This window comes from Asanoa sp. NPDC049573, from assembly GCF_040676615.1.
Lineage (GTDB): Bacteria > Actinomycetota > Actinomycetes > Mycobacteriales > Micromonosporaceae > Asanoa.
Genome location: NZ_JBFAPI010000004.1, coordinates 246,739 through 266,554 on the forward strand (window position 1 = coordinate 246,739; position 19,816 = coordinate 266,554).

The 19,816-nt window shown below is 72.7% G+C and carries 17 protein-coding genes; 7 read left to right on the top strand and 10 right to left on the bottom strand.

Features of this window, described 5'->3' with window-relative positions:
- Positions 1-17 precede the first annotated feature (17 nt).
- The 4 genes from AB0J74_RS11210 to AB0J74_RS11225 are packed head-to-tail and all read right to left on the bottom strand — an operon-like array spanning position 18 to position 4,154.
- Positions 18-1,106, bottom strand: a complete 1,089-nt coding sequence (locus tag AB0J74_RS11210; RefSeq protein WP_363447070.1) for a Gfo/Idh/MocA family oxidoreductase — start codon at positions 1,104-1,106, stop codon at positions 18-20.
- A complete protein-coding gene (locus AB0J74_RS11215) occupies positions 1,103-2,110 on the bottom strand; it encodes a Gfo/Idh/MocA family oxidoreductase (protein ID WP_363447072.1) in 1,008 nt (335 codons plus the stop codon). The genes AB0J74_RS11210 and AB0J74_RS11215 overlap by 4 nt, the downstream gene beginning before the upstream one ends.
- A complete protein-coding gene (locus AB0J74_RS11220; RefSeq protein ID WP_363447074.1) occupies positions 2,107-3,090 on the bottom strand; it encodes a Gfo/Idh/MocA family oxidoreductase in 984 nt (327 codons plus the stop codon). The genes AB0J74_RS11215 and AB0J74_RS11220 overlap by 4 nt, the downstream gene beginning before the upstream one ends.
- Positions 3,087-4,154, bottom strand: a complete 1,068-nt coding sequence (locus AB0J74_RS11225; protein ID WP_363447076.1) for a Gfo/Idh/MocA family oxidoreductase — start codon at positions 4,152-4,154, stop codon at positions 3,087-3,089. Before AB0J74_RS11225 ends, AB0J74_RS11220 begins: the two co-directional genes overlap by 4 nt.
- Before the next feature lie 173 nt (positions 4,155-4,327).
- Between AB0J74_RS11225 and AB0J74_RS11230 the strand changes: the two genes are divergently transcribed.
- Both AB0J74_RS11230 and AB0J74_RS11235 read left to right on the top strand, forming a co-directional pair.
- Positions 4,328-5,356, top strand: coding sequence for a LacI family DNA-binding transcriptional regulator (locus AB0J74_RS11230; protein ID WP_363447078.1), 1,029 nt, complete (start codon positions 4,328-4,330; stop codon positions 5,354-5,356).
- A gap of 343 nt (positions 5,357-5,699) precedes the next feature.
- Entirely contained in the window at positions 5,700-6,725 is a 1,026-nt protein-coding gene (locus tag AB0J74_RS11235) for a HEAT repeat domain-containing protein (protein WP_363447080.1), read from the top strand.
- A 304-nt stretch (positions 6,726-7,029) separates the two neighbouring features.
- Here AB0J74_RS11235 and AB0J74_RS11240 read toward each other — a convergent pair whose 3' ends face one another.
- Complete coding sequence (locus tag AB0J74_RS11240; RefSeq protein ID WP_363447082.1) at positions 7,030-7,890, bottom strand: arylamine N-acetyltransferase; 861 nt, start codon at positions 7,888-7,890, stop codon at positions 7,030-7,032.
- A gap of 125 nt (positions 7,891-8,015) precedes the next feature.
- On the opposite strand from AB0J74_RS11240, the gene AB0J74_RS11245 reads away from it, so the two are divergent.
- The gene (locus AB0J74_RS11245; RefSeq protein WP_363447085.1) at positions 8,016-9,500 is read left to right on the top strand and encodes an MFS transporter; all 1,485 of its coding nucleotides are present in this window, start codon (positions 8,016-8,018) and stop codon (positions 9,498-9,500) included.
- Here AB0J74_RS11245 and AB0J74_RS11250 read toward each other — a convergent pair.
- Positions 9,395-10,501, bottom strand: a complete 1,107-nt coding sequence (locus AB0J74_RS11250) for a pyridoxal phosphate-dependent aminotransferase (protein WP_363447087.1) — start codon at positions 10,499-10,501, stop codon at positions 9,395-9,397. The two genes, AB0J74_RS11245 and AB0J74_RS11250, sit on opposite strands and share 106 nt — an antisense overlap.
- 224 nt (positions 10,502-10,725) lie before the next feature.
- On the opposite strand from AB0J74_RS11250, the gene AB0J74_RS11255 reads away from it, so the two are divergent.
- Positions 10,726-12,156, top strand: a complete 1,431-nt coding sequence (locus AB0J74_RS11255; RefSeq protein WP_363447778.1) for an OFA family MFS transporter — start codon at positions 10,726-10,728, stop codon at positions 12,154-12,156.
- 143 nt (positions 12,157-12,299) lie between these two features.
- On the opposite strand, the gene AB0J74_RS11260 is transcribed toward AB0J74_RS11255, so the two are convergent.
- Positions 12,300-13,274 carry a hypothetical protein gene (locus AB0J74_RS11260; RefSeq protein ID WP_363447089.1) on the bottom strand — a complete coding sequence of 325 codons (975 nt, stop codon included), beginning with the start codon at positions 13,272-13,274 and terminating at the stop codon, positions 12,300-12,302.
- A gap of 66 nt (positions 13,275-13,340) precedes the next feature.
- Positions 13,341-13,991 (bottom strand): O-methyltransferase, encoded by a 651-nt coding sequence (locus AB0J74_RS11265; protein WP_363447091.1) that lies wholly within the window; start codon positions 13,989-13,991, stop codon positions 13,341-13,343.
- A 46-nt stretch (positions 13,992-14,037) separates the two neighbouring features.
- Between AB0J74_RS11265 and AB0J74_RS11270 the strand changes: the two genes are divergently transcribed.
- Both AB0J74_RS11270 and AB0J74_RS11275 read left to right on the top strand, forming a co-directional pair.
- A complete protein-coding gene (locus AB0J74_RS11270; protein ID WP_363447093.1) occupies positions 14,038-14,880 on the top strand; it encodes an SMP-30/gluconolactonase/LRE family protein in 843 nt (280 codons plus the stop codon).
- Entirely contained in the window at positions 14,877-17,657 is a 2,781-nt protein-coding gene (locus AB0J74_RS11275; RefSeq protein ID WP_363447095.1) for a glycoside hydrolase family 2 TIM barrel-domain containing protein, read from the top strand. Before AB0J74_RS11270 ends, AB0J74_RS11275 begins: the two co-directional genes overlap by 4 nt.
- Here the strand turns inward: AB0J74_RS11275 and AB0J74_RS11280 are convergent.
- Positions 17,654-18,382 (bottom strand): SDR family oxidoreductase, encoded by a 729-nt coding sequence (locus AB0J74_RS11280; protein WP_363447097.1) that lies wholly within the window; start codon positions 18,380-18,382, stop codon positions 17,654-17,656. The genes AB0J74_RS11275 and AB0J74_RS11280 overlap by 4 nt on opposite strands.
- A 105-nt stretch (positions 18,383-18,487) precedes the next feature.
- Between AB0J74_RS11280 and AB0J74_RS11285 the strand changes: the two genes are divergently transcribed.
- On the top strand, positions 18,488-18,670 hold the full coding sequence (locus AB0J74_RS11285) for a hypothetical protein (protein WP_363447099.1): 183 nt from the start codon (positions 18,488-18,490) through the stop codon (positions 18,668-18,670).
- On the opposite strand, the gene AB0J74_RS11290 is transcribed toward AB0J74_RS11285, so the two are convergent.
- Positions 18,667-19,794 (bottom strand): alpha/beta hydrolase, encoded by a 1,128-nt coding sequence (locus AB0J74_RS11290; protein WP_363447102.1) that lies wholly within the window; start codon positions 19,792-19,794, stop codon positions 18,667-18,669. The genes AB0J74_RS11285 and AB0J74_RS11290 overlap by 4 nt on opposite strands.
- Positions 19,795-19,816 lie beyond the last annotated feature (22 nt).

Sequence of the window (19,816 nt, forward strand, 5' to 3'; positions counted from 1 at the left end):
CGGGGCCAAGCTAGCGGTTATTGATCAAGCGTTGCTACTGGTCCGCCGCCCTTGGCGGCCGACTCGTAGCCGGCGGCGATGACCCGCAGGCAGGCCAGGCCGTCGTCGAGGGTGGGTCCGAAGGGGCGCAGGCCGGCCGCCGCGCGGTGCAGGTAGGAGGCGACCTCGCGCTTGTAGTGGTGGGTGTGCGGAGGCCATGAGCCGTAGTCGTGGGGCTCGGTGGCGTCCGCCTCGATGTGCGGTGTCGTCCAGCCCCGGTAGAGCGGATCGTCGCCCGACCGGTAGACCTCGACCCGCGGGAACGGGTCGGTCGCCCGCATCACGAGCGTGCCTTGCGTCCCGTAGATCTCCAGGTTGTTGCGCATCCCGATGTCGGCGGACAGGCTCCAGACGGTGCCGATCTCGCCGAGCCCGCCGTCGGCGTAGCGCAGCAGCGCCACGGCGATGTCCTCGCCGTCGAGGCCGGGCTTGTTCCGGTTGGCGGTGAACGCCGACACCTCGGTGATCTCGCCGACCAGCCAGCGCAGCAGGTCGATGCCGTGCGAGCCCTCGTCGATCCAGGCGCCGCCGCCGCCGAGAACCGGGTCGCTCATCCAGGCCGTCATGTCCGGCGGGCAGCCGATCTCGGCGATGCCGGCCAGGCCGATGAGGCCGCGGGTCAGCAGCACCCGGCCGAGCACGCCGGAGTCGACGATCTTCTTTGCCCGGTCGGCCTCCTTGGAGAAGCGGCTGACGAACGCGGCGGTGCCGTCCACGCCATGTGCTCTGACCGCTTCGGCCATCGCGGTCGCGTCGGCGACCGTCGTGGCGATCGGCTTCTCGCAGAACACGTGCTTGCCGGCCTCGGCCGCGGCGACCACCTGCTCGACGTGGCGGCCGTTCTCGGAGTGCACCATCACGATGTCGACGTCGTCGCGGGTGACCAGGTCGCGCCAGTCTTCGACGAAGGTGTCGACGCCGTGTCGCGCAGCCGCCGCGCGGCCCCGGTCGGCGTCGTCGTCGCTGATCGCGACGACCCGGGCGCCGGGAATCTCACTGATCGCTCTGGCCCGGAACTCGGCATGCACGTGTGCCCAGCTGACCATGCCGATCCGCAGGTCGGTCATCGTGTCGTCTCCTTGATCTCTTCCCGGCGGCCGCTGGCCACGGATCGGTATGCGGCGTCGACCACCGCGAGCACGTCACGGCCCACGTGGCCGTCGCTGAGCGACGGCGCTCCGGTGCGGAGGCAGTCGAGGAAATGCCCGAGCATCGCGAGGTGTCCGTCGGCGACCAGACCGGCGATGGGCAGCGGGTACGACCAGCCGGCGCTCTGGTTGACGACCTGGAGTGGCTGGCGGTGCAGGTTGTCGACCAGGATCCGGCCCTCGGTGCCGAAGACCTCGAAGCGGGAGTCCATCGCGCCGGTCAGGCTCCAGCTGTCTTCGCACTGGCCGATGACGCCGTTGGCGAACCTGAGCGTCAGGACGGCGGTGTCCTCGGCAGTGGTCCGCTTCTGGTGCACGAACGTGCCGGCCTCGGCGTACACGGTGGACACGGTGCTGCGGGCGAAGAAGCGGCAGAACTCGAGGCTGTGTACGGCCATGTCCCGGATGGCGCCGCCGCCGGATCGTTCGGGGTCGAAGAACCAGGGCGAGTGCGGCTGGCCGATGCCCTCGCAGGCCTTGACACGGAAAACTTCGCCGATGTCGCCGGCGTCCACCGCCTTTCGAGCCGCCTGCAGGGCCGGGATGAACGGGACGTTCTCGGCGTAGAACAGGCGGGTGCCGGCGGCCTCGACGGCGGCGAGCATCCGGTCGGCCTCGTCGAGGGAGCGGGCCAGTGGCTTGATGCAGAGGGCGTGCGTGCCGTGCGCCGCGGCGATCTCGACCGCCGGGAGGTGCACGTCCGGCGGTGCCACGATGTCGAGGACGTCGGCTTCGGCGGCCGCTTCGGCGATGCCGGTCAACGCTTTGGCCTCGTAGGGCTCGGCGGCCCGCCGCGCCGACTCCTGGCTCGTGGCGACCACGCTGGTGATCTTCACGCCGGGGAGCTGGGCGAGGGCGGGCAGGTGCATCTCGCGGGCCCAGAAGCCGGCGCCGACGACGGCCACGCCGATCTCTCTGGTCATGGCTTGACCACCGCGCCCTCGTCGAGCGAGCGCTGGGCGGCCAGCACCAGGGCGAGGGCGTCGCGGGCCTGGCGGGGCGTGGCCGCCTGGGTGCCGTCGACCCGGCCGGCGATGCGGTCGACGAAATACTGCTGCTCGCCCTGGTAGCCGTAGTCCCAGAGCAGGTCGGGGTAGCCCCAGCCCTTGGTCTTGTCGAACGTGCGCATCGCCTGGGCCTGCACCAGGTCGACGGCCGCTTCGCCGCCGCTGCCGTACGCCTCGATGGTGAAGTTGCCGTGTCCCGCCGTCCAGGTGACGTACATGCTGGTCACCACGCCGGTGTCGTGGGTGACGGTGACGGTCGCGTTGTCGGGGCTGCGATGGCGCTTGGCGCCGTCGAGCACGTAGGCGCCGCCGGCCGTGTAGACCGATGTCGCCGGACCGAAGAGCCACTGCACGAGGTCGCCGAAGTGCACCAGGGTGTCGAGGATGACGCCGCCGCCCTGGGCCGGGTCGTAGAACCAGTCGTTGGTCGGCTCCCAGCCGAAGACCGCGGCCCGGGCGGCGATCGGTTCGCCCAACTCGCCGTTCCTGATCCGCCGGTGGAGGGCCGGCAGGGGCGGGGTGAAGCGCAGCATGAAGCCGTGTTGCAGGATCCGGTCGCTGTTCGCCGCCGCCTCGACCACCCGGTCCGCGTCGGCGAGGGTCAGGCTGATCGGTTTCTGGCAGAAGACGTGCTTGCCGGCGGACAGGGCGGCGATGGTCTGGTCGGCGTGCACCGCGTTCGGGCTCGCCAGCAGGACCGCGTCGATCGTGTCGTCGTCGAGGATGGCGTTGAGGTCTTCTGCGATGGTGAGCCCGTAGTCGTTGGCGAACGCCGCTGCGGCGGTGTTGATCGGGTCGGTGCAGGTGGTCAGGCGGGCGCCCGAGACATGCTTGTAGGCCTCGGCGTGCACGCGGGCGATCCGGCCGGTGCCGACGACGGCGATGGTGACGGTCATGCCGTCTCCAGCGGGAACGTGACGCGGGTGCCGGTCTCGGCGGCCCGGTAGGCGCCGATGATCATTTCCAGAGCCTTCAGGCCGTCGTAGGCCGTGGGGAGGTCCTTTTGTTCGCCTCCGTTGACCCAGTCGCGGAAGGCGAGCAGCAGATCGCGGTAGCAGGCCTCGTAGCGTTCCTCGCCGACCAGGTCGATGTAGCGCCGGCCCCGCCATTGCGGGTCGATGCCCTGGATCTCGGTCTGCGGGCTCTTCTGGTAGTGCAGGGCGATCTCGCCCCGGGTGCCGCTGAGCTCGGCGTGGTCGGGTGAGGCGAGCGGGCCGAAGTAGTCGGCCGCGTGCCAGGTGCTCTCCACGGTGACGATCGCGCCGCTGTCCAATGTGTACGTGGCGATGCCGTAGTCCTCGACGCCGAGCTGTTTGTAGGTCAGGCTGCCGATCTGGCCCGTCACGTTGACGGCGTCGGCCTCGAAGAACCAGCGGAAGAAGTCGGTGAAGTGGACGCCGTGGTCGAGGAAACCGCCACCGCCGCCGCGCACGGGGTCGGCGTACCACCCCTGGTCCGTGGTTTTCGGTGAGTCGGTGATCGCGCCGACCGGGAAGCGGATCGAGTAGAAGCCGGAGACGAGGTCACCGACCGCGCCCTGGCGCACCGCGTCGAGGGCCTGGCGGTAGACGGGCAGGTAGCGCAGCAGGTAGGCCATCATGACGGGGACCCGCTCGGCCGCGTCGACGATGCGGCGCGCGTCGGCCATCGTGGTGGCGATCGGCTTGTCGAGCAGCACCGGCTTGCCGGCTCTTGCGGCGAGTTCGACATGGTCGGCGTGTGCCGACGTGTAGGACGTGACGATCACCGCGTCGACGTCGTCGCGGCTGATCAGATCCGCGTAGTCGGCGGTCCAGACGCCGTCGGTGTAGTCGGCGGCGAACTCCTTGGCCAGATCGGCCCGCTCGTCGGCCACGCCGACCAGGCGCAGCCCCGGCAGCCCGCGGCGCAGATAGTCGGCGAACGGATAGGCGTGGTAGTGGTTGTGCAGGCCGACGATGCCGATGCCCAGGTCAGACACAGACTTTCTCCCTCATCACCGGGGTACGCAACCGGTTTACGCAACCGGTTGCGTAATCTTGGGCCCGAGGGTTCGATGGGCACAAGAGGTTGCGAGAAGATTTCTCGAAGCGGCCTGGTAGCGTTGCGCCGCAACCGCGCAACCGGTTGCGTAGATCTTGGAGGTCGACCGGCGTGACCGCCGCGAAGAACGACAGACTCACCATCCGCGACATCGCCGCCCTGGCCGGCGTCTCCGCCGGCACGGTCTCGAGGGCGATGAACGGGCAGCCCGGCGTGGGCACCGCGACCCGCGACCGCATCTCGGCGATCATCGCCGAGCACGGCTTCCGGGTGGACCCGACCGCGCGCCAGCTGTCCACGGGCCGCAGCCGCACGCTGGGCGTGCTGTTCCCGCTGCACGCGTCCGAGGTCGTGCTGCACCCGGTCTATCCCGCGTTGCTGGGTGCGTTGGGTGACGCGGCCGAGCGGGCGGGCTATGACCTGCTGCTGTTGACCATGTCGGGCCAGAAGTCGGCGCACGTGCTCGACACGGTGAGCCGCCGCCGTGTGGACGGCGTGGTCCTCCCGGCCGCCGGCGCCCGGGATCCCATCATCAAGCAGCTGGTGGGCCTGGGCGCACCGACGGTCCTGATCGGCCACCGCAGCAAGCTGCCAGGCGTGGGTTGGGTCGACTGCACCCACGACGCCGCGGCGACGGAGCTGACCGACCTGATGATCGCCGGCGGCCGGCGCTCGCTGGTCCTGATGAACGGCCCCGTCCACGTGTCGGCGTGCAAGCTGCGCTCGACGGGCTTCTGGTCGGCGGTCAAGGCCGCGGGTGTGACGGGTGCCCGCGAGGTCTCGGTGCCCTTCGACACGGCCGCGGCGGTGACGACGGCCCTCGACCTGCTCCGCGGCCCCAACCGCCCCGACGCGATCGTCTGCGCGTCGGACACGATCGCGGCGGGGGTGTTGGAGGCCGCCCGCACCGTGGGCCTGTCGGTCCCGGACGACGTGGCGATCAGCGGGTTCGACGACCGGTCGCTGGCGGCACACACCCAGCCGGCGCTGACGACGGTACGCATGCCGTTGCAGGAAACGGGCCACGCGGCGGCACACATGCTCTTCGCCATGCTCGGCGACGAGCCCTTGACCACCCGCCGCATCGTCCTACCCACCGAAGTCATCATCCGCGACTCGACACCACGCGCCGCCCATTAGCCCGCACGATCGCGACCCGCCGACCGCCCGACCGGGGCAAGGGGTTGTCCGGGGTGGCGCGCCACGCGGACCGGCCATGCGCGTCCTCGATCTGCGCCGCGACCCCGCCCCCGGGCTGCCGGTCGACCACGTTCGGGGCGGGCAGGTCGGCCTTAGGTTCGACGGCGTGTCCTGTCGATCATCGTGAGCCGAGCCGGAGTCGCAACGGGTGGCTCGGGATTGCCGGGAAACCGGTGTCGATCCCGAGACGCGCGCCAGGCGGCATCCGGGCCCGTCGCAGGCCGCGACGACCCACATCGAGAGCCTGCGGTCGTTGGGGCTGTCCCTGCGTGACGTCGGGCGCGTGCTGGATGACCCCGGCTTCGCGCCGGCGGCACTCGTCGCGGACCTGGCCCGGCAGACCCGCGACCGCATCGCGGCCGAGATGGAGCTGCTCACCCGGCTCCAGCGGATCGGTGCCGCCGAGCCCGCCGACTGGGAAGACGTCCTCCAGGTCGTCGCACTGCTGCAGGGCCTGGGTTCGGAGAGCGCCGGGCGGCGCCAGCGCGCGGCCCTGTCCGCCGTCGACGAGGTTCCGCTGCCGGTGGCGGCTCTGGCCGAGGCCGTGCTGAGCGAGAGCGACCCCAACGTGGCCGGCGCCCTCCGCTGGGCGCTGGCGCGGACGGGCGACGGCGGGTTGGCCTTGTTGGCTCAGGGCCTCGGTTCACCCGTCGCCGAGGTGCACGAACGTGCCGTCCGGTCCATCGCCGAGGTTCCCACCGATGCGGCGACCGCGCTGCTGCACGACGCACTCGGCAGCGCCGACATCGTGGTCCGCAGGTATGCCGCCCTGGCGCTCGGCACCCGCCGCGGAACCGACGCGATCCCGACCCTGCTCGACATGATCGTCGAGGGGGCGAACGACGCCGACGCGGCCGACGCACTGAGCGCACCGGCAGCCCGGCAGGCCGCAGGCTCGCTAGCCAACACCGGCAGCCCGGCAGGCCGCAGGCTCGCTAGCCGACACCGGCAGCCCGGCGGGCCGCGCGCCCCAAGCGGACACCCCCAGGCGGCACGCCCCAAGCGACGCTGGCAGTCCCGTGGTCGCACGCCCTTAGCCGACACTCCCGGCCGGCCGCAACCCGACACCCTCCGCGGACGGCACGCCCCAAGCCGACAACCGCCGCGGGCCGCGCGCCCAACGACGGCGCCGCCAGCCACTGTGGTCCCCTGTCGTCCGCGGCTGAATGACTCACCAATGCGGCGCGCGACCACTGCGGCCGATGCCGCCAGCCGAAATCCCCCACCGCACCGGGCCGACACCCGCTTGCCGCCGCGAACCGCGCCACCTCTCCCGACCGACACCTCCCGCCGCGGGACGGGTCCGTAGGCGGGGGTCTGACACCACCGGCCGAGGCGGACCGCGCACCAGTTGCGGCTGAAGACGACCAATCGACGCTGCCGCGTCACCGCCCACGGTTGATGTGACCGACCGACGCGGCGCCCCGCGCCGAGTTGCGGCCGGCGCCGCCGACCAAGCCCAACTGCCCACCGCACAGGGCCGACGCACAGGGGCCACCCCGGACCACGCACCCGCTCGCGAAACCTCGCGGCCGAGCTCGCCCGCCCGGCGAACCCGCCCCAGCCAGGGCGGCGCGCCGCCGGCGCGTCGGTCGACGCATGGAGAGCGGGCGTTATGGGCGGCCGGCGGCGAGCCAGGCTTCGTGGGTGGTGCGGACGCGGGCCCAGAGCGCGGCGCGTTCGGGCGGGGTGACGTCGTCGACGCCGATGTTGAAGAGGCCGGTCAGCATGCCCCACCATTCTTCCTGGTCGGTCACCTCGCGGGAGGCCGCGCCGGTCGAGGTGACGGTGGTCAGGTTGAGGCCGCGGAGGATGTCGGCTCCCGCGGTGTGGCGGCGTTGGGCGGTCAGCGTGCGCACGAAGGGCGATGTCGGTGACGTCGCGAGTTCCTTGTGCATCGCCTGGAAGTCGGCGGGGGTGGCCAGGGCCGCGGCGAAATCCATGCCCCGGAAGCCGCCGAACGGGGCGTGGGTCAGGCGCCAGCCGCCGGGGACCGCCGACGAGTGGTCGAGGGTGAACTCGTAGGGGCCCTGGGTGAACGGGCCCGGCGTCAAGGGGACCGGCTCGTGCAGGCCGTCGCCCAGGCCGACGTCGGTGAACCAGACGCCCTCCGGACACTGCGGGGTGGGCAGGCCGTGCACCGTCAGGACCAGGTGGTTGCCGTTGGCGCCGACCGGGGCCTCGGCGGCGCGGCCCTGGACGCCGCCCAGGTGCCAGCGCACGTCGTAGCCGAGTGCGGCCAGCAGCGCGGACAGGGCGCCGTTGAGGTGGTAGCAGTAGCCGCCGCGGCCCAACCGGGCGATGCGGTCGGCGGACTCCTCGGGGTCGATCGTCGTGGTGCGGCCGAGGTGGATGTCGAAGGTGGTGTAGGCGATGCGTTCGGCGTGGGCGCGGTGCAGCGCGGCCAGGGCCGGTGCGCTGGGTGGCTCCCGGCGGAGACCGAGGCGGCGCAGGTAAGCGGTGACGTCGACCATGCGGGAGAACGTACAACCGGGGTCTGACGGTTTTTCGGGTCCGCGACGGGTATGCGGCACGGGTGCCGGGGCGGATGCTGATCGCCCGACTGTCGGCCGCGCTCGGTGGGCCGGTTCGTGCGCGCATGATCATTCTGTTGGCGATGGTGCTCGCGTTGAACTCCGCCGACAGCGGGACGATCGGCGCCGTCGGCGCGCCGCTCGAGGCCGATCTGGGCATCTCGCATGCCCAGCTCGGGCTGTTCGCGACGGTGTCCTCGGGGGTCGGCGCCGTGGCCGCGCCTGTCGCGGGGGTGCTGGCCGACCGGACCGTCAGGGTTCGGCTGCTGGTGGTCACGATCGCCGTCTGGGGCGTGTCGATGGTGGTCGGCGGGCTGGCGCCGAACTACACCGCGTTGTTGCTGTCGCGGATCGCGCTCGGTGCCGCCGTCGCCGCCGCCGGACCGATCGTCGCCTCGCTGATCGGTGATCTGTTCCAGCCCGGAGAACGGGCCAAGATCTTTGGATGGGTGCTGACCGGCGAGCTGGTCGGTGCGGGGCTGGCGCTGCTGATCGGCGGTGACATCGCCGCGTGGCTGACCTGGCGGGCGCCGTTCCTGGGCCTGGGGGTGATCAGCCTCGGGCTCGCGGCCGCGATCTGGAAGCTGATGCCCGAGCCCCGCCGCGGCGGCGCGAGCCGGCTGGCCCCGGCCGCCGGCCTGCGCCCGGCCGGCACCCGCGACGCCGGTGACCGGCCCGGCGACGCCTCGGACCCCACCCGGGAGCGGATCCTGCACGAGGGCGTCCCACCGGAATCCGACCGGATCCTGCGCCGTGACCCGGACCGGATGAGCTTCTGGCAGGCGGCGCGCTTCGTGCTGGGCATCCGCACCGTACGCACCCTGATCATCGCGACCGCGGTCGGCTACTTCTTCTTCGCCGGCCTGCGCACCTTCGCCCTGATCTTCGCCCTGGACCGGTTCGGACTCTCGCAGGGTCTGGTCAGCCTGGTCGTCATCCCGATCGGCATCGGCGCGGTCGCCGGCACGGTGTTCGGCGGGCGACTCACCGACCGCGAGGTGCGCCGCGGGCACACCCGGGCCCGGATCACGGTGCCGGCGGTCGCCTACAGCGCCGCCGCCCTGCTCTTCCTGCCCGGACTGGTCGCCGCCGACATCTGGATCTCGGTGGCCTTCTTCACGCTCGGCGCGCTCTTCCTCGCCGGCGCCAACCCGCCGCTCGGCGCGGCCCGCCTCGACATCGTCCCGGCCGCCCTGTGGGGGCGCGCGGAGAGCGTCCGCACCGTCCTGCAACTCGCGGCCGAGGCGGCCGGGCCGATCGCGTTCGGCTTCACGGCCGACGAGCTCGGCGGCGCCGGTGGCCGCGGCGCGGGGCTGCGCGAGGCGTTCCTCATCATGCTCGTGCCGCTGTTGCTCAACGGCCTGCTCCTGCTGCGCGCCCGGCACACCTACCGCACCGACGTGGCCACCGCGGCGGCCGGCCGGAAGGGCGGTCAGCGAACCGATCAGCGGCCCAGCGTGAGCGCCGACCCGAGCCGGTCCAACCCCGCCGCGAACAGGTCCGGCGGCAGGTGGCCGAACCCGACGCGGAACACCCGGTCCGACTCGTAGAACCACGAACCCGGCGCCACCCGGGTGTCCAGCGACGACAGCGTCGAATAGAACCGGGAGGTGGACACGGACGGGTCCAGCCGGAGGCAGCAGAGCGCGCCGGCGTCCGGTGGCAGCAGCGAGACCAGCGGCTGGGTCGCGACCCAGGACTCCAGTGTGGACAGCCCGGCCCGCAACACCGCCTGGCGCTCGCCGAGCACCCGGGCACGCTGCTGGAGCACCAGAACGGCCAGCGCCTCGTCCACCCCCGAGCCGCTGATCAGCGTGTTGAACTTGGCCCGCCGCAACCGCTCGTAAAGGTCCGCCGAGGTCGCCGTCAGCCAACCGACCCGCAGCCCGGCCGCGCCGTAGGCCTTCGACAGCGACGAGCAGGTCACCACCCGAGGCCCGAGTGCCGCGGCCGACGGCGGCACCGCGCCGTCGTAGGCGGCGTCGCGATAGGTCTCGTCGACGAGCACCACCGCGTCCGGCGCGGCGCTGGCCAGCCCGGCGACCAGGTCTGCCAGGTCGGCGGCGGCCATCCGTACCCCGGACGGGTTCTGCGGTGACGCGAGCGAGACCAGCCGGGTCCGCGGGCGCACCGCGGCCAGGACGGCGTCGACGTCGAGCCGGTAGCCGGCGTCGAACGACAGCGGCACGGGGGTCACCTCGGCCCGCAGCGATTCGAGCACCGCGCGGGCGGGCGGGAAGCACGGCGTCGCCACCACCGCGTGGTCGCCGGCCTCCACGGTGACCAGCGCCAGCAGGAACATCGCCCCGATGCCGCCGGCGGTGAGCAGCACCTGGTCGGGGTCGACGGCCAGATCCTTGGCGACCAGGGTACGCAGCTCCGCGTCACCGGGCGTGGTGCCGTACCCGATCGGCAGGTTGTCGAGGCGCTCCCGCACGGCCGGCGTCAGCAGCTCGCCCAGGAGCAGCGGCGGGCTCGTGCTCTCGGCCAGGTCGTAGCGGCAGGGAACATCGACGAGGTCGGCCATCGACGCCGGCGGGAAGCGGTCCATCCTCCGATCCTGCGCACGCGCGCCCCCACGGCGGCAGAGCCAATCGCGGCATGGTGGCCCGACCGGTCGCCGACCCGGCACGACCGCCCACCGCGCCGGCACAACCAGTCGCTTCGAAATGCGATCCATTCATGATCGTCTTACCATCGAAACGATTCAGGCCGGGTCCGGGCCGCGACGAGCGGCCGGATACGGCCTAACGCGGCAGGAGGCGTTTCATGGCCCTGTTATCCGCTCTCGATCGTGAGCACACCGTCGCGCCGCCGGGCTTCAGCAGGTGGCTGATACCGCCCGCGGCGCTCTCCGTCCATCTCTGCATCGGGCAGGCGTACGCGACCAGCGTCTACAAGAACTCGTTCGTCGCGCACTTCGGCGCCAGCCAGACCGCGATCGGCATCATCTTCAGCATCGCGATCGTCATGCTCGGGCTGTCGGCGGCGGTCGCCGGCACCTGGGTGGAAAACAACGGACCGCGCAAGGCGATGTTCGTCTCGGCCTCGTTCTGGGCGGCCGGCTTCCTGGTCAGCGCGCTCGGCATCGCGACCGGGCAACTCTGGCTGGTCTACCTCGGCTACGGGGTGATCGGCGGGATCGGGCTCGGCATCGGCTACATCTCCCCCGTGTCGACGCTGATCAAGTGGTTCCCGGACCGGCCGGGCCTGGCGACCGGGCTGGCCATCATGGGCTTCGGCGGCGGTGCGCTGATCGCCGGCCCGGCGTCGCGGCAACTGCTGTCGCTCTACGACAGCGGCTACGACCCCAACGTCGCGAGTTCGGTCGCGTCCGGCGGCGCGCTGGTCGCGCTGTTCCTGACCCTCGGCATCGGCTACTTCGTGATCATGATGTTCGGGGTGGTCAACGTGCGGGTGCCGGCCGAGGGCTGGCGGCCGGCCGGCTTCGACCCGGCCGCCGTGGCCGCCAAGCCGCTGGTCACCACCGCGAGCGTGTCGGCGGCCAACGCCATCAGGACCCGCGCGTTCTGGCTGCTCTGGATCGTGCTGTTCTGCAACGTGACCGCCGGCATCGGCATCCTCGAGCAGGCCAGCCCGATGATCCAGGACTTCTTCCGGGAGGGTACGACCTCGACGGTCGCCGTCTCGGCGGCGGCGGGCTTCGTCGGTCTGCTCTCGCTGTTCAACATGGCCGGCCGGTTCGCCTGGTCGGCCACGTCGGACCTGATCGGCCGCAAGCCGATCTACATGGTCTACCTCGGCGTCGGCATGGTGCTCTACACCCTGCTGGCCTCGGTCGGGCACGCCGCGACCGGCCTGTTCGTGCTCCTGGCCGGCGTGATCATCTCGTTCTACGGCGGCGGCTTCGCGACCGTGCCGGCCTACCTGCGCGACCTGTTCGGCACCTACCAGGTCGGTGCGATCCACGGCCGGCTGCTGACCGCCTGGTCGGCGGCCGGCGTCGCCGGCCCGCTGATCATCAACGGGTTCCTCGACGCCCAGGGCAAGCCCGGCTCGCTGACGGCCGAAGACTACCGGCCGGCACTGTTCACCATGGTCGGCGTGCTGGCCGTCGGTTTCATCGCCAACCTGCTGATCCGGCCGGTGCCGGAGCGCTACCACGAGCCGGGCGGCGCGGACGTCCCGGCGCAGCCCAGGCCGGCCGACCAGGTCGAGCCGGCAGTGAAGGAGGCGACCGCATGAGCGAGCGAAGCGGGCCCGGCAAGCACAGTCGCCGGTGCTCCTGCCCCTCCGACCGAAGGGAGGAAAGGGCATGAGCGCGCGACTCGCGTTGTCCTGGGCCCTGATCGCGGTCCTGCTCGGCTACGGGGTGGTGGAGACCGCGATCACCGCGGCGAAGCTGTTCCAGTGACCGGCGGCGTCGGCCTGGGCAGGTAGCGGCCGCGGGCGACCGCGACCAGCGTGCGCAGGCCGATGCCCCCGATCAGCAGCGTGATCAGGCCGATCACCAGCCAGCTCAGCGCGAAATGCGGGCTGGGCCGGCCCACGTTGATCCAGACCAGGGTGACGGTGGCGGCGGTGGCGAAGGCGAAACCGAACGACCAGAACCCGGGACCGAACTTCAACCGGAGGTACGCCGGCAGGAAGCGGAACTGGGCCGTGAAGATCAGCACGCCGTAGCCGGCGATGAACGCGGCGACCGTGTCGATCCGGCCGCCGTTGAGGGCGAAGTAGGCGATGCTGGCCACCGGCGCCGGCGCCACCTCGATGGCCAGCGTAGGGATCAGCGGCGGCGGCAGCAGCGGGCTGATGAACAGCCGGTTCATGATGATCGAGCCCATCACGAACCAACAGATCACGCCCAGGCCGAACATGAACTCGCCGAGGCGCCGCTGTCCCACGCTGGTCGCGGCGGCCGACGCGATCAGTCCACCCGCGACGGTGGGCAGGAAGTACCCCGGGTGGATCTTCGGCGCGTCCACCGGTGCGTAGATCCACTGCCCGGTGATCCACCCTCCGTAGAGGAGGGTGAGCACCAGGAACACGTCGACCACCACGACCGCGGCGTCGTGTGCCCGGGGCTCCAGCGCCTGGTAGGCGCAGAGCATCGGGACGATCAGCGCCAGCGCGATGAACGGTTGGCCGACGTTGTCGACCAGGTCGCCGCGTACGTCGCGGGGGCGGCTGAAGTAGAGCGCGCAGGAGAGCAGCCAGACCAGGGCGGCCAGGATGAACAGCGCGTCCGTGACCCCCGCCGGGGAGATGCCGTAGGACTGCGCCGTCCTCCAGACTCCCGCCAGGCCGGCCAACGCGAACGGCATACCGAAGATGTTTGGTGGCACTTTGACCCGATTTGCCACGCATCGAACGTTACCGGGCGGGCGATCCCCCGCGCGCCCGCATCTGGCATCCTCGATGCTCGCCGATCAGCGCTTGCGGATGAGGGTGACCCCGTCGCGCACCGGCAGCATGGCCACGCTGACCCGCGGGTCGCCCACGACCAAGTCGTTGACCTTCCGGATCGCGAGGTCGGCCGTCCCCGTCGCGGTCGGGTCCACCACCCGTCCGCCGCGCAGCACGTTGTCGAGCACGATCAGGCCGCCCGGCCGCACCCGGGTGACCAACTCGGCGTAGTAGGCGGGGTAGCCGTCCTTGTCGGCGTCGATGAACGCGAAGTCGACGGTCTCCTCGGCGGGCAGCGCGCGCAGCGTCTCGATGGCGGGCGCGATCCGCAGGTCGATGCGGTCGGCGACGCCGGCCCGGTCCCAGTAGCGGCGGGCGATCGAGGTCCATTCCTCGCTCACGTCGCAGCACACCAGCGTGCCCGACGGCGCCAGGCCGCGCGCGATGCAGATCGACGAGTAGCCGGTGAACACACCGACCTCGACCGCGGCGGTCGCGCCGACCAACTGGACCAGCATGGTCAGCAACTCGCCCTCGTCGTGCGAGATCTGCATCCCGGCCGCGTCCGGGAAGGCGCGGGCGGTCTCGATCGCGAGCTCCCGCAGCACGTTGTCGGCGGGGGACGAGTGGGCGAGCAGATAGTCGCTGATCGCTGGGCTGACGATATCCGGCATGATCCCTAGCCTAGGGCCTGGCCTCGGATGACAGGATGAAGTCGCTATGAAGATCAACGTAGAACAGGTCACCGACCGGCTCGCCGGGCACGGTGAGGGTCCGGCGTGGGACGCCGCGACCGGGCGGCTGCACTGGGTCGACATGCTGGCCGGTGACATGCTCTCGCTCGATCCGGCCGGCGGCGCGGTCACCCGTACCCCCGTCTCGTCCGTGGTCTGTGCTGTCCGGCCCCGCCGCGGCGGCGGCCTCGTGCTCGCGGTGGAGCGGGGCTTCGCGTTGCTCGACCCGGGCGCCACGGCACCGCGGCTCCTGCCGGAGCTGTGGCCGGCCGGACCGGTGCGGATGAACGACGGCGGCTGCGATCCGCTCGGCCGGTTCTACTGTGGGTCGATGGCGACCGACGAGAGCCCGGGCGCGGGCAAGCTCTACCGCCTCGACACCGACCTGAGCGTGACCGTCGTGCTGGACAGCGTGACCATCTCCAACGGGCTGGCCTGGTCGCGCGACGGCGGCACCGCCTACTACGTCGATTCGGCGACGCAGCGGATCGACCTGTTCGACGGCGACCTCACCGGCCGCCGCCCGTTCGTCACCGTGCCCACGGAGGCGGGAACGCCCGACGGGCTCTGCCTCGACGCGGAAGGGGGCGTCTGGGTGGCGCTCTGGGACGGCGGCGCGGTGCACCGCTACGGGCCCGACGGCAGCCTCGACGCGGTGGTCCCGGTGCCGGTGGCGCGGCCGACCGCGTGCGCGTTCGGCGGGCCCGACCTCGCCGACCTCTACATCACCACCTCGCGGCCGTCGGCCGACGACCCGACGCCGAGCGGCGCCCTGTTCCGCGCCCGCCCCGGCGTGACCGGCTTCGCCGACTACCGGTTCGCCGGATGACCGACTACCTGACCGACTTCGGCCGGCCCCGGGGCACGGTGCCGCCGCGGGCCGCGCTGCACAGCGACGCACCGTCGATCGACCTGTCCGGCGCCTGGCGGTTCCGGCTCAACCCGACCGCGACGGCCGGCGACGACTTCTGGGCCGCCGGCTACGACGACGCGGGGTGGGACACGCTGCCGGTGCCGTCGAGCTGGCCGATGCACGGCTACGGGCAGCCCGCGTACACCAATGTCACCTATCCCTTCCCGATCGACCCGCCGCACGTGCCCGCGGAGAACCCCACCGGCGACCACCGGCGGCTGTTCGACGTGCCCGCCGGCTGGGCCGGGCAGCGGGTGCTGCTCCGCTTCGAGGGTGTCGACTCGTGCGGGCGGGTGTTCGTCAACGGCGCCGAGGTCGGCGTCACCCAGGGCAGCCGGCTGACCCACGAGTTCGACGTCACCGAGCACCTGCGCCCCGGCGCGGCCAACGTGCTGGCCGTCCGGGTGCACCAGTGGTCGGCCGGCAGCTACCTGGAAGACCAGGACATGTGGTGGCTGCCGGGAATCTTCCGCGCGGTCACCCTGCGGGTGCGGCCGGCCGGCGGGATCGACGACGTGTTCGCGCACGCCTCCTTCGACCACCTGACCGGGCGCGGGACGCTGCGGGTCGACGCGCCGGCCGGCGCGCTGCTCTCGGTGCCCGCGCTCGGGCTGCACGACGTCGCCGTCAACACCGAACACGCCCTCGACGCGGTCGCACCGTGGACACCGGAAACACCCACGTTGTACGCCGCGTCGGTCGCGACGGCGAGCGAGACGGTCTCGCTGAAGGTCGGCTTCCGCACCGTGGCCGTGGTCGACGGCCTGCTCACCGGCAACGGCCGCAGGATCTTCTTCCGCGGCGTCAACCGGCACGAGTTCCACCCCGACCTGGGCCGGGTCGTGCCGCCCGACGTCGTGCGGGCCGAGCTCGAGCTGATGAAGGCGCACCACGTCAACGCGATCCGCACCAGTCACTACCCGCCCGACGCGGCGCTGCTCGACCTCTGCGACGAGCTGGGCTTCTGGGTGATCGTGGAGAACGACTACGAGACACACGGCTTCGAGCAGATCGGCTGGCGCGGCAACCCGACCGACGACCCGCGCTGGACCGACGCGCTGGTCGACCGGATGCGGCGCACGGTCGAGCGCGACAAGAACCATCCCTGCGTGGTGATGTGGTCGCTGGGCAACGAGGCCGGCGTCGGGCGCAACCTGGAGCCGATGGCCGAGGTCGCCCGGGCGATCGACCCCGCGCGGCCGCTGCACTACGAGGGCGACCCGTCGAGCACGCACACCGACGTCTACAGCCGGATGTATCGGCCGCCCGCCGAGGTGGCCGGGATCGGCGCCGCGCCGACCGGGCTGCCGTTCGTGCTCTGCGAGTACGCGCACGCGATGGGCAACGGGCCGGGGCTGTTGACGACCTACCGGGAGCTGTTCGAGACCTACCCCCGCTGCCAGGGCGGCTTCGTCTGGGAATGGCTCGACCACGGCATCCGGCGCGGCGACCACTTCGCCTACGGCGGCGACTTCGGCGAGCCGGTGCACGACGGCAACTTCGTCATCGACGGCCTGGTGTTCCCGGACCGCACGCCCTCGCCGGGGCTGACCGAGCTGGGCGCGGTGTTCGCGCCGGTCCGGCTCTTCGCTGGGGCCGGCGGCGGCCTGACCGTCCGCAACGGCTACGACCACCGCGACCTGACCGGCGTCACGCTGGACTGGACGGTGGCCGTCGACGGTCACACAGTCGAGAGTGGGCAGGTCGACGCGCCCGCGCTCGGCCCCGGGGAGTCGTACCCGGTTGACCTGCCGGCCGCGGCCGCCACCGCGCGGCCCGGCGAGGCCTGGCTCACCGTGACGGCCCGGCTGGCCGGCGCGACCGTCGGTGCCGGGCAGCTGCGGCTGCACGAGGCCCGGCCGCGCCCGCGCCGCTCCGGCCGCCGGTTCACCGGCGACACCCTCGGCCCGGCCCGGTTCCGCGCCGGCGACCTGGTCGCGCTCGGCGGTCTGGCCCTGCGCGGCCCACGGCTGGACCTGTGGCGGGCCCCGATCGACAACGACGTCCGCGGCGCCGACCCGGTCGCCGACCGCTGGCGGGCCGCGGGCCTGCACCGGCTCACCCACCGGGTGGTCGACCTCGCCGCCTCCGCCGACGCCTACGTGGTGACCAGCCGGGTCGCACCCGCCGGCACCGACCGCGGTTTCCTGGCGACCTACACCTGGACCGCCGACGACGATGCGGCCACGCTGGCCCTGCACGTCGAGCCGGAAGGCGAGTGGGACGTGCCGCTCCCCCGGGCCGGCGTGTCGCTGACCGTTCCCGGCCGCCTCGGCGCGGTGGAGTGGTTCGGCGGCGGGCCGGGCGAGGCCTACGTGGACTCGTCGGCCGCCGCGCTGGTCGGCCGTTACCGGTCCACGGTCGACGAGATGCAGACGCCGTACGTGCGGCCGCAGGAGAACGGCAACCGGACCGGGGTGCGCGAGGCCCGGCTGACCGACCCGACCGGCGCCGGCCTGGAGATCCTCGGCCACCCGACGTTCGAGCTGACCGCCCGGCGGTGGAGCACGGCCGCGCTCACCGCGGCGACGCACACCGGCGACCTGGTGCCGGGCCGCGACATCCACGTCCACCTCGACCACGGGCACCACGGCCTGGGCACCGCCGCCTGTGGCCCGCCGCCGGCACCGGAGGCCTGGCTGCGCGCGGCGCCGTTCGACCTGGTCCTGACGCTGCGCGCGGTGCTGCCCTAGACCAGGACCGCCCCACCGTCGACGAGCAGGACGGTGCCGGTGGCCATCGGCTGCTCCATCGCGTACACGTAGGCCAGGGCGACGTCCTCGGGCTCGCCGGGCCGGCCGACCGGCAGCGACCCGGCCAGCTCGTCGAACATCGCGCGCTGCTCGGCCTCGCTCATGCCCGCCGCCCACATCGGGGTGCGGGTGACGCCGGGCGCGATCGCGTTGACCCGCACCGGGGCCAGTTCCAGCGCGAGCTGCCGGGTCAGCGCCTCGATGGCGCCGCAGATGCTGGCGCCCAGGGCCCACCCCGGCGCCGAGCGCTGGGAGGCGTTGCCGCCGGTCAGCACCACGCTGCCGGCCTCGCTCAGGGTGCCGGCCGCCCGCACGGCCCGCACCACGGCGAGCGCGCCGAACAGCCGGGTCGCGTAGAAACGCTGGGCCACGTCGGTGGTCAGGTCGGCCAGCATGGTCAGCGCCAGCGGCTCACCGGCCGTGTAGACGAGGTGGTCGACCGGGCCGGCCCGCTCGGCCAGCCCCGCCACCGAGGTGGCGTCGGCCAGGTCGACGGTGGCGCCCTCGGCGCCGCCCGGGAGCGCGCGCAGGGCGCGTTCGACGCGGTCCCGGCTCCGCGACGCCACGACCGGCGTGCCGCCCCGCTCCGCGACCGCCTGGGCGACCGCGAGGCCGAGCCCGGACGTGCCGCCGACCAGCAGCACCCGCTGCCCGTGCAGTGCCATGGGTCCAGCGTGGCGGGTGCCGGCCGGTCGTGTGGTCGGATCCGCCGAATGGGCAGTCCGACGACGGCCGGGCGGCGGCAGAATGGGTGGCACAGGGAGGTCGCGATGGCCGACGAGGGCGAGCACGTGGTGTTCAGCGACGAGGAGGCCGCCTTCCTGCGGCACGTCCGCTTCGGCGAGCTGCCGCCCCGGGTCCGCCCGGAGGAGTTCGTCGAGCTGCAGGAGACCGACCCGCGGCCCGACCGCCCCGACAACCACCTCGACGACAGCGAGTGGCGCCGCCCTTAGGCGTGGCGTGCCAGGAAGGCGGCCACCTCGGCCCGGTAGCCGTCGGGGTCGACGTTCCACGAGGCCACGTGGCCTCCGCCGCGGGTGGCCACCAGGGTGACCAGCTCCGGCCGGGCCGCGGCGAGGGCGTGGGCCCGGTCGGTGCGCACCAGCAGGTCGTCTTCGTCGACGAAGAGCAGGGTCGGCACGGTCAGCTCGCCCGGGTGCTGGTCGAGGCGGGAGAGGGAGAGCCCGCCGCGCCATTCGGTGAAGCGCTTCGCCGACCAGGTCACCGGCGCCGGGAGGTGGCGCAGCTCGGCCTGGTAGTCGATCACCGCGTGCCAGGACAGCACCGGGCTGTCGAGCACCACGCCGCGGATCAGCGCCGCGTCGGCGACCGGCAGCCGGCGTAGGGCGGTCAGGGTGGCACCGCCGCCCATCGACCAGCCGAACACGACGATGCCGGTCGCGCCGTTCTCCTTGGCGTAGCGGATCGCCGCCGCCAGGTCGCGCCACTCGGTGTCGCCGAGGTGGTAGTAGCCGTCCGGGCTGGCCGGCGCGTCCGGGTCGTTGCGGTAGCCGATCACCAGCGTGGTCAGCCCGGCGCCGACCACACCGGGCAGCACCCGCAGCGCCTCGTGCCGGCTCGCGCCGCGCCCGTGCATCGCGATCGCCCACGAACCCGGCCGGCCGCCGGCGGGCGGCGGCACCAACCATGCCGGCAGGTCGCCCAGTTCACCCGGCACCGGCACGGTCGCGAAGTGGAGGCCGAACGCGGCCTTCGGGTCGGTGCTGTAGACGTTGTAGTCGACCGTGACGGCCAAGCCCGGCTTCAGCTCGCCCTGCTCGCGCTCGACGATCTGCCGCACGACGGTGTCGCCGTCGACCTCGGCCCGCGCCGACAGCCGCACCGCGCCGTCGGGCCAGACCAGCCCGACCTGGATCGGCTTGGCGGTGTCGAGATCGCGGCTGAGCGTCACCCGGTCGCCGTCGACGCCGAGCACCCGCACCGGCAGGTCGCGGGTCCGTTCGACGCCGAGCAACTCACCGGCGAAGTAGTAGCCGGCACCGACGGTGCCGAACGCGCCGGTCACCGCGGCCGCCAGCGCGCCACCGACCAGCCGCCGCCGGGTCACCGCCGCCATCACCACACCGGCAACATCATCA

Bases quoted from the DNA above. Each gene is read 5' to 3' on its own strand.
- AB0J74_RS11210 (WP_363447070.1), bottom strand. From the start codon at position 1,106: ATGACCGACCTGCGGATCGGCATGGTCAGCTGGGCACACGTGCATGCC.
- AB0J74_RS11215 (WP_363447072.1), bottom strand. From the start codon at position 2,110: ATGACCAGAGAGATCGGCGTGGCCGTCGTCGGCGCCGGCTTCTGGGCC.
- AB0J74_RS11220 (WP_363447074.1), bottom strand. From the start codon at position 3,090: ATGACCGTCACCATCGCCGTCGTCGGCACCGGCCGGATCGCCCGCGTG.
- AB0J74_RS11240 (WP_363447082.1), bottom strand. From the start codon at position 7,890: ATGGTCGACGTCACCGCTTACCTGCGCCGCCTCGGTCTCCGCCGGGAG.
- AB0J74_RS11245 (WP_363447085.1), top strand. From the start codon at position 8,016: ATGATCATTCTGTTGGCGATGGTGCTCGCGTTGAACTCCGCCGACAGC.
- AB0J74_RS11250 (WP_363447087.1), bottom strand. From the start codon at position 10,501: ATGGACCGCTTCCCGCCGGCGTCGATGGCCGACCTCGTCGATGTTCCC.
- AB0J74_RS11265 (WP_363447091.1), bottom strand. From the start codon at position 13,991: ATGCCGGATATCGTCAGCCCAGCGATCAGCGACTATCTGCTCGCCCAC.
- AB0J74_RS11270 (WP_363447093.1), top strand. From the start codon at position 14,038: ATGAAGATCAACGTAGAACAGGTCACCGACCGGCTCGCCGGGCACGGT.
- AB0J74_RS11275 (WP_363447095.1), top strand. From the start codon at position 14,877: ATGACCGACTACCTGACCGACTTCGGCCGGCCCCGGGGCACGGTGCCG.
- AB0J74_RS11280 (WP_363447097.1), bottom strand. From the start codon at position 18,382: ATGGCACTGCACGGGCAGCGGGTGCTGCTGGTCGGCGGCACGTCCGGG.
- AB0J74_RS11285 (WP_363447099.1), top strand. From the start codon at position 18,488: ATGGCCGACGAGGGCGAGCACGTGGTGTTCAGCGACGAGGAGGCCGCC.
- AB0J74_RS11290 (WP_363447102.1), bottom strand. From the start codon at position 19,794: ATGGCGGCGGTGACCCGGCGGCGGCTGGTCGGTGGCGCGCTGGCGGCC.